At 59.6% G+C, this 15,085-nt stretch carries 15 protein-coding genes; 12 read left to right on the plus strand and 3 right to left on the minus strand.

What is annotated here, in order from left to right; all coding sequences use genetic code 11:
* The first annotated feature begins 56 nt into the window (after positions 1 to 56).
* The 3 genes from HP062_RS13510 to HP062_RS13520 are packed head-to-tail and all read left to right on the plus strand — an operon-like array spanning position 57 to position 2,939.
* Positions 57 to 1,178: a glycosyltransferase family 1 protein gene (locus HP062_RS13510; protein WP_172791524.1), complete on the plus strand. Its 1,122-nt coding sequence runs from the start codon at positions 57 to 59 to the stop codon at positions 1,176 to 1,178.
* Complete coding sequence (locus tag HP062_RS13515; protein WP_172791525.1) at positions 1,171 to 1,947, plus strand: DUF2334 domain-containing protein; 777 nt, start codon at positions 1,171 to 1,173, stop codon at positions 1,945 to 1,947. Before HP062_RS13510 ends, HP062_RS13515 begins: the two co-directional genes overlap by 8 nt.
* Positions 1,944 to 2,939 carry a lysylphosphatidylglycerol synthase transmembrane domain-containing protein gene (locus HP062_RS13520; protein ID WP_102594733.1) on the plus strand — a complete coding sequence of 332 codons (996 nt, stop codon included), beginning with the start codon at positions 1,944 to 1,946 and terminating at the stop codon, positions 2,937 to 2,939. The genes HP062_RS13515 and HP062_RS13520 overlap by 4 nt, the downstream gene beginning before the upstream one ends.
* Here HP062_RS13520 and HP062_RS13525 read toward each other — a convergent pair.
* Both HP062_RS13525 and purU read right to left on the minus strand, forming a co-directional pair.
* On the minus strand, positions 2,926 to 3,102 hold the full coding sequence (locus HP062_RS13525) for a hypothetical protein (protein WP_010457533.1): 177 nt from the start codon (positions 3,100 to 3,102) through the stop codon (positions 2,926 to 2,928). The two genes, HP062_RS13520 and HP062_RS13525, sit on opposite strands and share 14 nt — an antisense overlap.
* A gap of 86 nt (positions 3,103 to 3,188) precedes the next feature.
* The gene (purU, locus tag HP062_RS13530; RefSeq protein ID WP_010457535.1) at positions 3,189 to 4,037 is read right to left on the minus strand and encodes a formyltetrahydrofolate deformylase; all 849 of its coding nucleotides are present in this window, start codon (positions 4,035 to 4,037) and stop codon (positions 3,189 to 3,191) included.
* A 340-nt stretch (positions 4,038 to 4,377) separates the two neighbouring features.
* On the opposite strand from purU, the gene mvaT reads away from it, so the two are divergent.
* Positions 4,378 to 4,755, plus strand: coding sequence for a histone-like nucleoid-structuring protein MvaT (mvaT, locus tag HP062_RS13535; RefSeq protein ID WP_007933316.1), 378 nt, complete (start codon positions 4,378 to 4,380; stop codon positions 4,753 to 4,755).
* 99 nt (positions 4,756 to 4,854) lie between these two features.
* Here mvaT and sbcB read toward each other — a convergent pair whose 3' ends face one another.
* The gene (gene sbcB, locus HP062_RS13540; RefSeq protein ID WP_172791526.1) at positions 4,855 to 6,285 is read right to left on the minus strand and encodes an exodeoxyribonuclease I; all 1,431 of its coding nucleotides are present in this window, start codon (positions 6,283 to 6,285) and stop codon (positions 4,855 to 4,857) included.
* 182 nt (positions 6,286 to 6,467) lie between these two features.
* Here sbcB and HP062_RS13545 point away from each other — a divergent pair, with 182 nt between their 5' ends.
* From HP062_RS13545 to HP062_RS13580, 8 genes are all read left to right on the plus strand, one after another.
* A complete protein-coding gene (locus HP062_RS13545; protein WP_172791527.1) occupies positions 6,468 to 7,193 on the plus strand; it encodes an RDD family protein in 726 nt (241 codons plus the stop codon).
* Positions 7,190 to 8,167, plus strand: coding sequence for a stage II sporulation protein M (locus tag HP062_RS13550; RefSeq protein ID WP_145309209.1), 978 nt, complete (start codon positions 7,190 to 7,192; stop codon positions 8,165 to 8,167). The genes HP062_RS13545 and HP062_RS13550 overlap by 4 nt, the downstream gene beginning before the upstream one ends.
* On the plus strand, positions 8,154 to 9,698 hold the full coding sequence (locus tag HP062_RS13555) for a DUF4129 domain-containing protein (RefSeq protein WP_172791528.1): 1,545 nt from the start codon (positions 8,154 to 8,156) through the stop codon (positions 9,696 to 9,698). The genes HP062_RS13550 and HP062_RS13555 overlap by 14 nt, the downstream gene beginning before the upstream one ends.
* Positions 9,695 to 10,858, plus strand: coding sequence for a DUF4350 domain-containing protein (locus HP062_RS13560; RefSeq protein WP_172791529.1), 1,164 nt, complete (start codon positions 9,695 to 9,697; stop codon positions 10,856 to 10,858). The genes HP062_RS13555 and HP062_RS13560 overlap by 4 nt, the downstream gene beginning before the upstream one ends.
* Positions 10,855 to 11,856 (plus strand): MoxR family ATPase, encoded by a 1,002-nt coding sequence (locus tag HP062_RS13565; RefSeq protein ID WP_010457549.1) that lies wholly within the window; start codon positions 10,855 to 10,857, stop codon positions 11,854 to 11,856. Before HP062_RS13560 ends, HP062_RS13565 begins: the two co-directional genes overlap by 4 nt.
* Complete coding sequence (locus HP062_RS13570) at positions 11,853 to 13,181, plus strand: DUF58 domain-containing protein (RefSeq protein WP_172791530.1); 1,329 nt, start codon at positions 11,853 to 11,855, stop codon at positions 13,179 to 13,181. Before HP062_RS13565 ends, HP062_RS13570 begins: the two co-directional genes overlap by 4 nt.
* Positions 13,182 to 13,287: 106 nt before the next feature.
* The gene (locus HP062_RS13575) at positions 13,288 to 13,467 is read left to right on the plus strand and encodes a hypothetical protein (RefSeq protein WP_172791531.1); all 180 of its coding nucleotides are present in this window, start codon (positions 13,288 to 13,290) and stop codon (positions 13,465 to 13,467) included.
* Between the two features lie 67 nt (positions 13,468 to 13,534).
* Positions 13,535 to 14,754, plus strand: a protein-coding gene (locus HP062_RS13580) for an IS3 family transposase (RefSeq protein WP_372242693.1) whose coding sequence is annotated in 2 segments (ribosomal slippage) — positions 13,535 to 13,880 and positions 13,880 to 14,754 — 1,221 coding nt in all. Because the reading frame shifts where the segments join, the coding sequence is not laid out codon by codon here.
* Positions 14,755 to 15,085 lie beyond the last annotated feature (331 nt).

Genomic DNA, 15,085 nt, shown 5'->3' on the forward strand with positions numbered 1-15,085 from the left:
GACCGAACATCTATCCTTCATAAAGGTCAACCAAGGGAGAACAACGGACCGGAGGGATGCTCACTGTGCATATCGCGGACATCACCATGTTCTACGCCCCGGCCAGCGGTGGCGTGCGCACGTATCTGGATGCCAAGCACCGTCGCCTGAGCATCAAGCCAGGCATTCGCCACAGTTTGCTGATTCCAGGGGCACACCTGAGTGAGCATGACGGCGTCTACTCAGTTCCAGCCCCGGCCCTACCTTTCGGCAAGGGTTATCGTTTTCCTCTCCGCTTGGCGCCATGGCGAAATGTCCTGCATGATTTGCAGCCTGACCTGATCGAAGTCGGCGACCCTTACCTCACCGCATGGGCAGCTCTGGATGCGCGGCGGCAACTGGATGTGCCGGTGATCGGCTTTTATCACTCGGACCTGCCACTGCTGGTCAGCAATCGAATGGGCAATTGGGTGACCCCGAATGTCGAGGCCTATGTCCGCAAGCTGTATGGCAACTTCGACCGTGTGCTGGCACCGAGTCAGGTCATGGCCGACAAGTTGATCGGTCTTGGCGTGAAGAATGTGTTTGTCCAGCCGTTGGGGGTCGACCTGCAAACGTTCAATCCCCAAGCAAGGGACAGCGGCTTGCGGGCCGAGTTAGGCATTGATGAAAACACCCATCTGCTGATTTTTGCCGGCCGTGGCTCCAAGGAAAAAAACCTGCCGGTCTTGCTCGGTTGCATGAAACGTCTGGGGCCTCGTTATCATTTGTTGCTAGTCGGTTCTTCCATGCCCGCTGTGGTGCCGGACAACGTGACTGTCGTCGATGAGTTCTGCCCGGCCACGCAAGTCGCGCGCTTGATGGCCAGCGCTGACGCGTTGCTGCATGCCGGCGATCAGGAAACCTTCGGCCTGGTGATCCTCGAAGCCATGGCCAGCGGTATTCCGGTGGTGGCGGTAGCCGCCGGGGCCTTTCAGGAAATCGTCACCGATCAATGCGGCTTGCTCTGCGCGCCGAACAATCCCCTGGCGATGGCCAATGCTGTTCGCGAGCTGTTCAGCCACGACAGCGCCGCCCTGGGCAAGCGCGCCCGCAACCATGTCGAACAGCATTACGCCTGGGACACCGTGGTCGACAGCCTGCTGGGGCACTATCACGCAGTGCTCGGCAGCCAATGGCCGCTGACCGCCAATGGTTGAGCCCATGAACCTGCCCAGCCTGGTACTCGTGCTGCATGACGTTGCGCCGCAGACCTGGGCCGATTACCAGCCTTTTGTCGAGGCTGTCGATGCCCTGGGCGAAGTGCCGATGACCTGGCTGGTGGTGCCCAACTTCCACAAGCACAACGACCTGGACGAGCATCCGGGATTTCGCCGATGGCTGACCAGCCGAGTTGCCCGAGGTGACGAACTGGCATTGCACGGCTACTTTCATTGCGACGAAAGCCCTCCTCCCAGCAATCCCAGAGACTGGTTCATGCGCCGGATCTATACCCACGAAGGCGAGTTTTACAGCTTGTCGCAAGCCGCCGCCCTCGCCCGCCTGCGTGCCGGAATCGAAGTGTTCCATCGTTATCACTGGCCACTGGAAGGCTTCGTCGCCCCGGCATGGTTGATGAGCGAAGGCACTCGGCAGGCGTTACGCCAGTTACCGCTGAGCTACACCAGCGATTCACAGCATCTCTATCGGCTGCCGGACTTCAAGGCCATCGATGCGCCGGGACTGGTCTGGAGTGCGCGCAGTGCCTGGCGCCGGGGGCTGTCGAAAATCATCAGCGACCAGCGTGAACAGCGCTGGCGGCACGCGCCGGTGATTCGCCTTGGACTGCACCCGGTGGACATGCGTCATGGATTTTCGCGCAACTATTGGCTGCAAACCCTCAAGCGCTTGCTCGATGAGGGGCGAGTGCCAATGACCAAGGCCCAGTGGCTCTCTTTTCACAGTGATCGTCTCGGTCGCGCCGCATGAGCCGGGGCATTCTGCTGTTTATCGCCCTGCTCGCCGCGGTGCTGATTCCATTGCTGCTGGGCGGCAACGAGACGTGGTCGCGGCTGCAAAATTTCCCCTTGAATGAATTGCTGATCATGTTCGGCATGATCTTGCTGTGCTGGGTGGTGAACACCCTGCGCTTGCGCCTGTTGCTGGGCGATCAGTGCGACAAGGTCGGCCGGGTCAAGAGTCTTGGCGTAGTGATGGCCGCCGAGTTCGCCTACTGCGCCACCCCAGGCGGCAGCGGCGGCCCGCTGACCATCATGGCGCTACTGGCGCGCAATGGCGTGCGCCCGGCACGGGGCAGCGCGGTGTTCGCCATGGACCAACTCAGCGATCTGCTGTTTTTCCTCTGCGCGCTGAGCGGGATTCTGATCTATGCGTTGTTCCAGCACCTCAGCGAACGCCTGGAATGGCTGCTGATCGTCAGCGCCGTCTCCATGTTTGGCGGGTTGCTCAGTTGCGTGGTGGTGGCGCGCTACCATCGACTGCTGATTCGCCTGAGCGGGCGACTGCTCGTTCGCCTCAACGTCAAAGGCACCACGCGCCTGCGCTGGGCACGCAAGCTCCTGCACTTCCTGGCGGCGTTCACTGACACGCTGAAGTTGCCCGTTCTGACGTTGATCAAGGTGTTTGCCCTGACCTGCGTGCATTGGCTCCTGCGGTATAGCGTGCTGTATCTGGCGTTGCGCGGGCTCGGGGCCGACTTGCAGTGGGCCTGGTGCTTTCTGATCCAGATGCTGTCGCTGAGTGCAGGGCAATTCAGTCTGCTGCCGGGCGGTGCGGGTGCGGCGGAGTTGACTTCAGCGGCGCTGTTGGCGCCCATGGTGGGGAAATCCACCGCCGCGGCGGCGATTCTGATCTGGCGGACGGTGACGTATTACTTCTACCTGGTAGTGGGCGGCCCGGTGTTTCTGCTGATGCTGGGGCGGCCGCTGCTGAAGAAACTGATGAAGTTCAAGCAGGCTTAGGCTTGTCTTCGGGTTGCTGCTGCAACTGCTCCCACAACTCGGCGGCACCGGGAAACTCCGTGCCGTCTTCAGGGCTCATCTCATCCGGGTCGTAGCGACTCAAACAGCCCTCCCCCAACGTGGCGGGGGCCTTGGAAGTGGCTTTGTCGAGTGGATCGGCCATGGTCATGTCCTCAGTGCAGAAACGGCGAAGGGCCTGAAGCGATTGAACGCCCAGGCCCTTCGAATTTCAACCGTGATGTGCGGCGATCAGAACACTACGGTCTTGTTGCCATGCACCAGCACCCGGTCTTCCAGGTGATAACGCAGACCACGGGCCAGCACCATTTTCTCGACGTCACGGCCGAAACGCACCATGTCTTCAATGCTGTCGCTGTGGCTGACGCGCACCACGTCCTGCTCGATGATCGGACCGGCATCCAGCTCTTCGGTCACGTAGTGACACGTCGCACCAATCAACTTCACGCCACGCATCGAGGCCTGGTGATACGGCTTGGCGCCGACGAACGACGGCAGGAAGCTGTGGTGAATGTTGATGACCTTGTGCGCATATTCCCTGCACAACGCGGGCGGCAGGATTTGCATGTAACGGGCAAGTACCACCACTTCGGCATCGTGCTGTTTGACCAGGCGCGAGACTTCGGCGAAGGCCGGCTCTTTGTCCTGTGGATTGACCGGCACGTGGTAATAAGGAATGCCGTGCCACTCGACCATGCTGCGCAAGTCGTCGTGGTTGGAAATCACACAGGAAATTTCGCAATCCAGTTCATCACTGTGCCAGCGGTGCAGCAAGTCGGCCAGACAGTGGGACTCACGGCTGGCCATCAACACAACGCGCTTTTTCTGCGCGGTGTCGGTAATGCGCCAGTTCATCGAGAACTCTTCGGCAATGGGTGCAAACGCTTCGCGAAAGGCCTCAATACCGAAAGGCAGCGAGTCGGCACGTATTTCGTGACGCATGAAGAACCAGCCATTCTGATTGTCCGAGTGATGGCTCGCTTCAGTGATCCAGCCGTTATGTGACGCCAGAAAGTTACTGACTTTAGCAACGATGCCGACGCGGTCCGGGCAAGCAATCACCAGCCGAAAAGTGCGCATGAGGGGGAAACTCCAGAACTTCGCAAAGGCCGCCATTCTAGCGATTGCGCAGCAAAACTGCAGTATCGATGACACATTGACCTGCACGCGGGTCAGTGGAACAGATTCCGGCAACCCCTCACCACCCGCGCGATGGTGTTCTTGTAGTCAATCTTCAAGCGCTCAATTGTGAATATCTGTGATGACTGCATCACACTTTTAACTCTGCGTTGAATTGACGCCCTATTCATCGCAACTAATTTAAATAAAAAGCCGGTTAAATGTTTACTTGATGAAACACCCTGACTATTATTGCGGCACTGTCACCCTGCCATCCAGCGCCCAACATAAGGTAGTCCTCATGTCCTTGATCAACGAATATCGCGCCACCGAAGAAGCTATCAAAGAGCTGCAAGCCCGTTTGAAGAACCTGTCCCAAGACGACAAACTGCAAACCGAGCTGGAATTCGAAGGCAAACTGCGCACCCTGATGGGCGAATACTCCAAGTCCCTGCGTGACATCATCGCGTTGCTGGACCCAGAGTCCAAGACCAAAGCACCACGTGGCGGCGCAGTAAAAACTACTGGCACCAAGCGTGCTCGCAAAGTTAAACAATACAAAAACCCGCACAACGGCGAAGTCATCGAAACCAAAGGTGGCAACCACAAGACTCTGAAAGAGTGGAAAGCCAAGTGGGGCGGTGACGTGGTTGAAGGCTGGGCTACCCTGCTGGGCTAAGCCCAATAGGTTGTCAAAGACTTATCCGTGACAAAAAATAACGCCAGCTGATGCTGGCGTTTTTTTATGCCCGGAATACAGCCCGGGCATTTTTCGTTTTCAAAGATTCAAACGTTTGCGTAATTCCTGGACATAATTCTGCCATTCACTCAGTACCTCTCGCTGAAACGTTGTAGCAGTAACGCTCAATTGGGCTGCGGCTTCTACGAAACTTTCAAGCGTATTGGGCGCCCCCCACTCCGGGGTCGACAAACGTTGCTGACAGAATGTTTGCCAGCGCTCTTGCTCCTCGGAATTCAACGTATCGGGGAAGTTGCGTGCGCGATAACGAAACAATAATTCAGGTAAACGTTCGTCATCGAAAGGCCATTGCTGTTGTGATAATTGGGCTGGGTCGGCGGCCCTGACTTGCTCACATAGACGACGATCCCGATCACCGATAAAACCATCGTATAACTGTTGTTCGGGGTCCCGGCTCGGAGTGAAATCTTCGCTGGCATAAATAGCCAACACTTTATCTCGCCAAACTTGTTGTGCGTCACTTAGCCGCAGTACGCGATCCTGATAAAGCGCCATGTCCAGCCCCAGGCGTTGCTGATCGTCAGGACGAAGTACCGACAGCGGCGCCACCACCGGGCACTTGTTGATATGAATAAGCTTGAGCGGCACCGGCAATTCGCCGTCGGCCAGGTCATCACGGCGGGTATACAGGCGCTGACGCAAGGTTTCTGCGTCCAGATCAAGCAACCCCTGGGGATCCAGATGCAGGTCACAGACAATCAGGGCGTTCTTGTTGCGCGGATGCCAGGCCAGTGGCAACACCACACCGACATAACTGCGAGCCGCCGAGAATCGTCCGGAAATGTGCACCATCGGCTGTAACAGCCGAATCTGATCCATCACCTTTTGTTTACCGCGCAACTGGAACAACCAGTCATACAACTTCGGCTGCTTCTCGCGAATAAGCCGAGCCAGGGCGATGGTGGCGCGAACGTCCGACAGCGCCTCGTGGGCATTGCCGTGGTCAATGCAATTGGCGGCGGTCAGCCGTTCGAGTTTAAGCGTCACCCGCCCTTCATCATCGGTTGGCCAGACAAGGCCATCGGGGCGCAAGGCGTAGGCCGCACGTACCACATCAATCAGGTCCCAGCGGCTGTTGCCGCCCTGCCACTCGCGCGCATAAGGGTCGAAAAAGTTTCGGTACAGGCTGTAACGGGTCATCTCGTCATCGAAGCGCAACGTGTTGTAACCCGCGCCGCAGGTCCCCGGTGCCGCCAGTTGAGCGTGCACCCGGGTCATGAAGTCGGCTTCGCTCAAACCGTGTTCGGCCAGCTGACTGGGCGTAATACCGGTGATCGCGCAGGCTGCTGGATGCGGCAGGATGTCGTCGCTGGGCTGACAGAAGAGGTTGACCGGCTCGTCTATTTCATTGAGATCGAAGTCGGTGCGAATCCCCGCCACCTGGAGCGGGCGGTCGCATCGGGGATTGATGCCGGTGGTTTCGTAGTCGTACCAGAAGATCGAGGTCACGGGCTGTTCCTGAACTGAAGATCGGCAAAGTCTAGGCGTTCACATCCCGCCCCGGCCAGTAACTTGTCATTCAATCACTTCTGGTTTCGCAACGTGCAATACATAGTTATGTCGTTTTCCCCCGAGAGGCTGCTAGCATCGGACAGACATCGAATCCCGAACAGGCCACATCAAGGTTGCCCATGCTCGAGACCACAGCACTGCCAAGGAATGCGACGCTGCCCCCACCACTGGACACGCGGTATCAAGTCGAAACGCCCGAAGGCATCGACTTGCCACTGCGCCCGGCCGGGTTGATGGTTCGTGCGCTGGCGTTCTCCATCGACCTCGGGTTGCGCGGGCTGATACTCGGCGTGCTGTTTATCGTGTTGGCGTTTCTGGGAAAACTCGGTGCCGGGCTGGGCTCGATCCTGCTGTTCGGGGTCAGCTGGTGGTACATGGTGCTGTTCGAGGTCCTCAATCAGGGCCGTTCGCCGGGCAAACAATGGATGGGGTTGCGCGTGGTACATGACGACGGCACCCCGATCGGATGGTCCGCCTCGCTGTTGCGTAACGTGTTGCGATTCGTCGACCTGTTGCCGTTTGGCTACTTCCTCGGCGCCATCAGTTGCCTGCAACACCCCTCCTTCAAACGCCTCGGTGACCTGGCCGCCGGCACGCTGGTGATCTACCGCGAACAGCCATTGACCCGACCGCAACTGCCCGACGTCCAGCCTCGGCGCCCGGCCTTTGCCCTGACGCTACCCGAGCAACGTGCCGTCCTCGGGTTTGCCGAGCGCCAGGGCGAACTTTCCGAGGCGCGCAGCCATGAACTCGCGTCCATCCTTGCCCAACCCTTGCAGGTTCCCGCGCCACGCGCCGTGGCGGAACTTAACGCCATCGCTCGTGGTTTGTTGGGGCCCGCATGAAACAAAGCCTTTTCGAAAATCGCCACAAGGCCGAATGGGCGCGGTTTTCCCTGGTGCTCGAACAACTGGAGCGCGGCAAGGACGCTTCCGGTATCGCCAGTTTCCCGAAAGACTATCGACGGCTCTGCCAACAACTGGCACTGGCTCAGGAACGGGGCTACAGCAGTTTCCTGATCGACTCGTTGCAGCAACAAGTGCTGCGCGGGCATCAACAGCTTTACCGGCATCGCAGTCGACTGGGCGCCAACATACTGAGCTTTATCCTTGCCGGCTTCCCGCGGCTGGTGCGCGAACAATGGCGCTTTGTGCTCGCCGCCAGCCTGATGTTTTTTGGCAGTCTGATCGGCTTTGCGCTGCTGGTGTATCTGTTCCCGGACCTGGTCTACAGCCTGATCCCGGCCGAGCAGGTCAGTGAGATGCAAAGCATGTACGACCCGGTCGCCGGCCATTTGGGCCGCTCGGCGGAACGCGCCGCCAGCGAAGACTGGGTGATGTTCGGTTACTACATCATGCACAACATCGGCATCGCCTTTCAGACCTTCGCCAGCGGGTTGCTGTTTGGTCTGGGCAGCGCATTTTTCCTGCTGTTCAATGGCTTGATGATCGGTGCGGTGGCGGGACACTTGACGCACATCGGTTTCGGGCAAACCTTCTGGTCCTTCGTGATTGGTCACGGCGCGTTCGAACTGAGCGCCATCGCCCTGGCCGGTGCCGCCGGCCTGCAACTGGGCTGGGCGTTGATCGCGCCGGGACGCCTGCCCCGCGCCGAAGCGTTGCGACTGGCAGCGCGCAAAAGCGTGTTGCTGATCTGCGGCGTCATGCTGTTTCTGCTGATTGCCGCGTTTATCGAAGCCTACTGGTCGTCGATGACCGCGCCGGCCCCCATGACCAAATACCTGGTCGGCGCCGCGCTCTGGTTGTTGGTGGCGACTTACTTGCTGTTTGCCGGACGGACCCGCCATGCGCCTGAGTGATGCCACGGTCGTCATCCGCCCGCGCAACTCCTGGGAAGCCATGGACCTGGGCGTGCTGCTGAGCCAGCGCCATCGACGGTTGCTGATGACCAGTTGGGCCATCATCACCTTGCCGATCTTCGCGCTGCTCAGCTTTTTCCTGTGGGATTCACCCTCCCTCGCCGTGTTTATCTTTTGGTGGTTGAAACCGGCATTCGAGCGCTTGCCGCTGTATATCCTGTCCAAAGCCATGTTCGGCGAAACGCCCACCTTGAAACAGGCGCTGCGCCAATGGCCAAACCTGCTCAAGCCACAACTGTTGGCCAGCCTGACCTGGCGACGCCTGAGCCTGAGCCGCAGCTTTCTGATGCCGGTGGTGCAACTCGAAGGCCTGGCGGGTGATGAACGACAGCAGCGCTTGCGGGTGTTGCTGCAGCGCAACGCCGGTGCAGCGCAGTGGTTGACGATCATTGGCGTGCACCTGGAAAGCGCGCTGTGGATTGGCCTGATGGTGCTGTTCTATATGTTCCTGCCACAGCAGGTTGAACTCGACTGGAGCTGGCAGTCCTTGATCGACGTGGCCAGCCAGGACTGGCGCTGGCTGGAACACCTGACGAATTTCTTTTACGTGCTGGTGCTGATTGTCTGGGAACCGATCTACGTGGCCTGCGGTTTCAGCCTTTATCTGAATCGACGCACGGTGCTGGAAGCCTGGGACATCGAACTGGTGTTCCGCCGATTGCGCCAACGCCTCAACACCACGGCGGTCACTCTGCTGCTGGCAGCGATAATGCTGGTTCCGACCACGCAAAACGTCTGGGCCGCCGAGCCGGTCATTACCCCGGACAGCCCACGTCTGCTGGACCAACCACTGACCAGCCAGGCCTCTAGGGACACCATCAAAACAATCCTCGATCAGCCCCCGTTCACGAACAAGGAAACGGTGACCCGCTATCGATTTGGCGAAGACAAACCTGACACCAAAACCCCGGAGGACGGGAAAACACCCGAATGGCTGAAGGCTTTGGCCAGTCTGCTCGACAGCCAGCGTTTCGGCTTTATTGCCAACCTGATTGAAGTTCTGCTCTGGGCCGCCGTAATGAGCGCCATCGGCGTGTTGATCTGGCGTTACCGCGACTGGTTGCAGGCATTCGTCAGTCGTCGGCCGGTGTTGAACCGACGAGCCGCGCGTCCGTTACCGCAGCAAGCATTCGGCCTGGACCTGAGCCGCGAAACCCTGCCCGCCGACATTGCCGCCAGCGCTGAAAGTCTCTGGCAAACCAACCCGCGCGCGGCCCTCGGGTTGCTCTATCGCGCACTGCTCAGCCATTTGTTGCACGACCACAACATGGCACTGAAACCCGCCGACACCGAAGGCGAGGTGCTACAACGCGTCGAACAACTGCACCAACCGGCCTTGCTCGCTTTCAGCAAAACCTTGACCGGGCACTGGCAAAACATGGCCTACGGGCATCGATTGCCACCCGCGCATTTGCAACAGGAACTGTGTGACGGCTGGCGAACCTTGTTCGGCCCGGGAGCCGTCCGTTGAACCGGCGCTGGTGGCTTTCGATCGGCGTGTTCATCACTGTACTGGTGGGCGCGCTGAGTGTTTATCTGTACCTGAAAGCCACGCCGTATCAGGCCGAAATCGATCACGGCCCCACGCCCGAAGCCCAGGCCAATCCCTATCTGGCCGCCGAGCATTTCCTGCGCAAACAGGGTCTGACCGTCGGCCATGCCAACAGTCTCGACGTTCTGCCCAGCCTCGATCCGCATCAGCACAGCCTGTTGTTGCTCGGTGATCGCTACAACATGACCCCACGCCAGATTGATCAAGTGATGAACTGGACCCGGGCCGGCGGGCGCCTGTTGTTTGTCGCCCAGTCGCTGTGGGATGAAAAGACCGGCCAGAGCAATGACCTGCTGCTCGATCGCGTGCAGGTGCATCAGTCGCTGAGCAAAGACCTCAAGGAGCCTCCACCGGACATCCTTGACGACCCGTTCCCCAAACTGACCAAGCTGTACCTGGAAGACGAGAACGCGCCGGCCTACGCCAGTTTCGATACGGCGTTCCATCTTGAAGACCCGAATAACCTCGCGCAAGCCTGGGCCAACAGTGGCAAGGCCACGCACATGATGCAGTTGAAACACGGGCTCGGCTCGATCATCGTCGTCACCGACGCCGACCTGTGGAAAACCCCGGCCATTGCCCAATACGACAATGCCTGGCTGCTCTGGTACCTGACCGCCGACACGCGCGTGACCCTGCTATTCAATACCGACCACGACAGTCTGCTGACCTTGCTGCTGCGCAACTTCCCTCAGGCGTTGGTCGCCCTCATCGCCCTGATCGGTCTTGCGCTCTGGCATGTCGGGGTACGCCAGGGTCCGCTGCTGGCACCGGCGTCGAAAGGTCGCCGGCAACTTCAGGAACACCTGCGCGCCAGCGCCGATTTCATGCTGCGCCGCAGCGGTCAGCACAGCCTGTTGCAAGCCTTGCAGCAAGACATCCTGCGCCGTGTCCGCCACCGACACCCCGGCTTTGAACAACTCGGCGTCGCCGAACAATGGCTGGTGCTCGCGCGCCTGACCGGCCAGCCCACACGCGCCATCAGCCAGGCGATGAGCCCGCGACCGAAACAGCGGCTGTCCAGCGCTGAGTTCAGTCGACAGGTCGCCCACCTGCAAACCTTGAGGAACACGCTATGAGTCAACAGATCGAGCCCGGCAGCGCGACCCACGCCGCCCAGCAACGCCAGCGCGCCAGTCAGTTGGCCCAGGCCGTGCGCAATGAGTTGCAAAAAGCCGTGATCGGACAGAACAGCGTGATTGACGACGTGCTCACTGCACTGATCGCCGGCGGCCACGTGTTGCTCGAAGGTGTGCCGGGGTTGGGCAAAACATTGCTGGTGCGTGCCCTCGCCCGCTGCTTCGGCGGCGAGTTTGCGCGCATCCAGTTCACCCCGGACCTGATGCCCAGCGACGTCACCGGGCACGCGGTCTACGACCTGAACACCGAGCAGTTCAAACTGCGCAAGGGTCCGATATTCACTAACTTGCTGCTGGCTGACGAGATCAACCGTGCGCCGGCGAAAACCCAGGCCGCGTTACTTGAGGCCATGCAGGAACGCCAGGTCACTCTGGAAGGACGCGCCTTGGCCATCGTGCAACCGTTCATGGTGCTCGCCACGCAAAACCCGATCGAACAGGAAGGTACGTATCCACTGCCCGAAGCTGAACTCGACCGCTTCATGCTCAAGGTGCGCATGGATTATCCCGACGCCGATCAAGAGCTGAACATGGTCCGCCAGGTCAGCCGCTCGACCCGCGCCGACATGCTCGACGTGCAACCGCTGCGCACCGTGCTGCAAGCCAAGGATGTGATGGCCTTGCAGCGCATCGCCAGCGACCTGCCGCTGGACGATCAGGTCCTCGATTACGCCGTGCGCCTGGCCCGCACTACTCGCACCTGGCCAGGCCTGACCCTCGGCGCCGGGCCACGCGCTTCCATTGCCCTGGTGCGTTGCGCCCGAGCCCGCGCGCTGCTGCGTGGCGGCGACTTCGTGATCCCGGATGACATCAAGGGTTGCGCCTTGTCGGTGCTGCGCCATCGCGTCCGGATCGCCCCCGAGTTCGACATCGAGGGGCTGGATGTCGATCAGGTGCTCAAGCAGTTGCTCGATCAAGTGCCGGCGCCGCGTCTGTGAAACCGTCGCGCCTGTTGCTGATCTGGCTCGCCATCTTGCTCGCCATCGGCATCGTGCTGGGCATGTTGCGGGCACTGGACATCGACATGCCCTCAACCCTGTTGTCGATCAACTGGGGATTGTTGCTGGCGCTGCTGGCCCTGGCCGTTCTCGACGCCGTTCGCCTCAAGCGTTTGCCCTCGCCACGCCTCCAACGCCAAATGCCCGGCAGCCTTGCACTCGGCCGTTGGAGCGAAGTGCGGCTGGAGGTCGAGCATGACTTTGATCAACCACTGAACATCCAGATCTTCGACCATGTTCCGGAAGGCCTGAGCTTCGAAAACCTCCCGCTGCTGGCAGCACTGCAACCCGGTCAACAGAGCCTTGTGGGCTATCGATTGCGTCCCCTCAAGCGCGGCCACTTCACCTTCGAACACTGCGAAATCAACCTGCCGAGTCCAATGGGCCTGTGGTCCGGCAAACGCCTGCTGAACGTGACCGACATCACCCGCGTCTACCCCGACTTCGCCCGTCTCTATGGCGGTGAGCTGCTGGCGGTGGACAACTGGCTCAGCCAGCTCGGCGTGCGCCAGCGCCAGCGTCGCGGCCTGGGCCTGGAATTCCATCAACTGCGCGAATTCCGTGAAGGCGACAGCCTGCGCCAGATCGACTGGAAAGCCACCGCCCGCCAACGTACACCGATCGCCCGTGAGTACCAGGACGAGCGCGACCAGCAAATCATCTTCATGCTCGATTGCGGCCGCCGGATGCGCAGCCAGGACGGCGAACTCGCCCATTTCGATCACGCACTCAATGCCTGCCTGTTGCTCAGCTACATCGCCCTGCGCCAGGGTGATGCCGTGGGTCTGAGCACGTTCGCCAGTGATCGCGCGCACTACCTCGCCCCGGTCAAAGGCACGGGGCAGCTCAATGTGTTGCTCAACACCGTCTACGACCTCGACAGCACCCAACGCCCCGCCGACTACCAGGCTGCCGCCACCCAGCTACTGGCCCGCCAGAAACGCCGGGCGCTGGTGGTGCTGGTCACCAACCTGCGTGACGAAGACGACGAACTGCTCACCGCCGTCAAACGCCTGAGCAAACTGCATCGGGTGCTGGTGGCGAGTCTGCGCGAAGACGTGCTCGACGATTTGCGGCACGCGCCAGTGCAAACCTTGCCGGAGGCGCTGGCCTATTGCGGGACGGTGGATTACCTGAATGACCGGGCGCAACTCCATGAGCAGTTGAGTGCTCATGGAGTGCCGGTGGTGGATGCCCGGCCCTCAGAGTTGGGGGCCGGGTTGGTGACGCGGTATTTGGGGTGGAAGAAAGAAGGTGCTATGTAATAGCGATAAAAAAGGTGGCGATGTCCGGTCTCAGCAATGCAGCAAAGCTGAAGTTAATAATTTCAATGACAATCCGAAATACCAAATAGCTAGCAAGGAATAAATCATGGACGATAAATATCTATTCGCGTCAGTGCTAATCAAGATCAACCAGAACCAACTAGCGTTGGGTGCGGCTATGGATGAGCTCACTATCTGGGCTGAGAAGCAAGGTGCGAGCGATGTCGCTGGCCACATAAGAGATGCACTAGAAACGCTGGATCAAAATCAAGAGTTTATCTCGTGAACGAGCCCCATGAAAGACAGGACACCGTTTCCCCCTTACGATAAGGGATAGGCAAACGGTTATGTTTATGACTAATAGCAACGACAAGAGTGGGGAGCTTTTGGGCCAGGAGCGGCGGCGCCGCTGGAGTCCAGAGCAAAAGCTGGCCATGGTTCGCGAGAGCCTTGAGCCAGGACAAAGTGTGTCGGTCGTCGCTCGGCGCAACGGCATCAATGCCAATCAGTTGTTCTTGTGGCGCAAGCTGTATCAGGACGGCAGCCTGTCGGCGGTCAGTGCTGGCGAAGCCGTGGTGCCTGCCTCCGAGCTGAGCGATGCGCTCAAGCAGATCCGTGAACTGCAACGGATGCTGGGCAAGAAAACGATGGAAGCCGAAATCCTCAAAGAGGCCGTGGAGATCGCCCGGTCGCGAAAATGGATTGCGCACTCACCCTTGTTGCCGGGGGACGACCAGTGAAGCTGGTCAGCGAATGTCTCGGTGTGGCGCGCTCGCAATTAACGGTTCGAATCAAGCAATCGGTATCGCCCAAAGTGCGGCGAAGCAGGCCTGTGAACGATGCTGAGCTGGTCGCTGAAATCCAGCAAGAGGTCAGCGAACTGCCCAGCTATGGATACCGTCGCGTCTGGGGACTGCTGCGTCGTGCACGTGAAAAGCGGTCGCTGCCGGCGGTCAACGTGAAACGGGTTTACCGGGTGATGCGTGACCACAACCTTTTGCTTGAACGCCGGATCAAACAGCCCGGCGTGCCGCGTCGGCACGAAGGCCGTATTGCGGTGGAAACCAGTGATACGCGTTGGTGCTCGGACGGCTTTGAGTTCCGTTGTGAGGACGGCGCCAAACTGAGCGTGACCTTCGCCCTCGATTGCTGTGATCGCGAAGCCATCGGCTGGGTCGCGAGCCCGACCGGGTACAGCGGCGATGATATCCGCGACTTGATGCTGGAAAGCGTGGAGAAGCGCTTTGGTGATCAACTGCCCGCTACGCCGGTGCAATGGCTAAGCGACAACGGCTCGGCGTACACCGCCGAACAGACACGCCTGTTTGCTCGACAGATCGGTTTGCAGCCGGTGACCACCCCAGTTCGCAGCCCGCAGAGCAACGGCATGGCCGAGAGCTTCGTGAAGACGCTCAAACGTGATTATGTGGCGCACATGCCCAAGCCGGATCGAGAAACGGCGCTGCGCAACCTGGCAATTGCCTTCGAGCATTACAACGAGCAGCATCCGCACAGCGCCTTGAAATATCGTTCACCGAGGGAGTTCAGGCGCTTAGCGGGAACATCAATTTAACGGGGAGTTGGTGTCCGGTTTGGTAGGGGCAAGTCCATCTCGTTGGCTCTTCTCTCTGTGTCAACTGACTTCAAAGGAGAATAGGTATCCCCGCTTTATAGTCCCTTTACCCGAAGCGAAGAGTGACGGAGTGGAGAGACTCGCTTTGCTGTGGCCAATGGTCATGACCATTGGCCAAGCCTGCATTCACCCTGGTCCTACACGTATATACAAGAAGCCGTACAACGGCTACATAATCAGTTGCTTCTGCCTACAACCTGCGGTGCCCCCGACTGACTTCGGGCGAGAGTCACCCCGATTAAGGTTCTCCTATCGCTACTTATCAGCGATC

Source organism: Pseudomonas sp. B14-6 (assembly GCF_013260315.1).
In the GTDB taxonomy this organism is placed as follows: domain Bacteria; phylum Pseudomonadota; class Gammaproteobacteria; order Pseudomonadales; family Pseudomonadaceae; genus Aquipseudomonas; species Aquipseudomonas mandelii.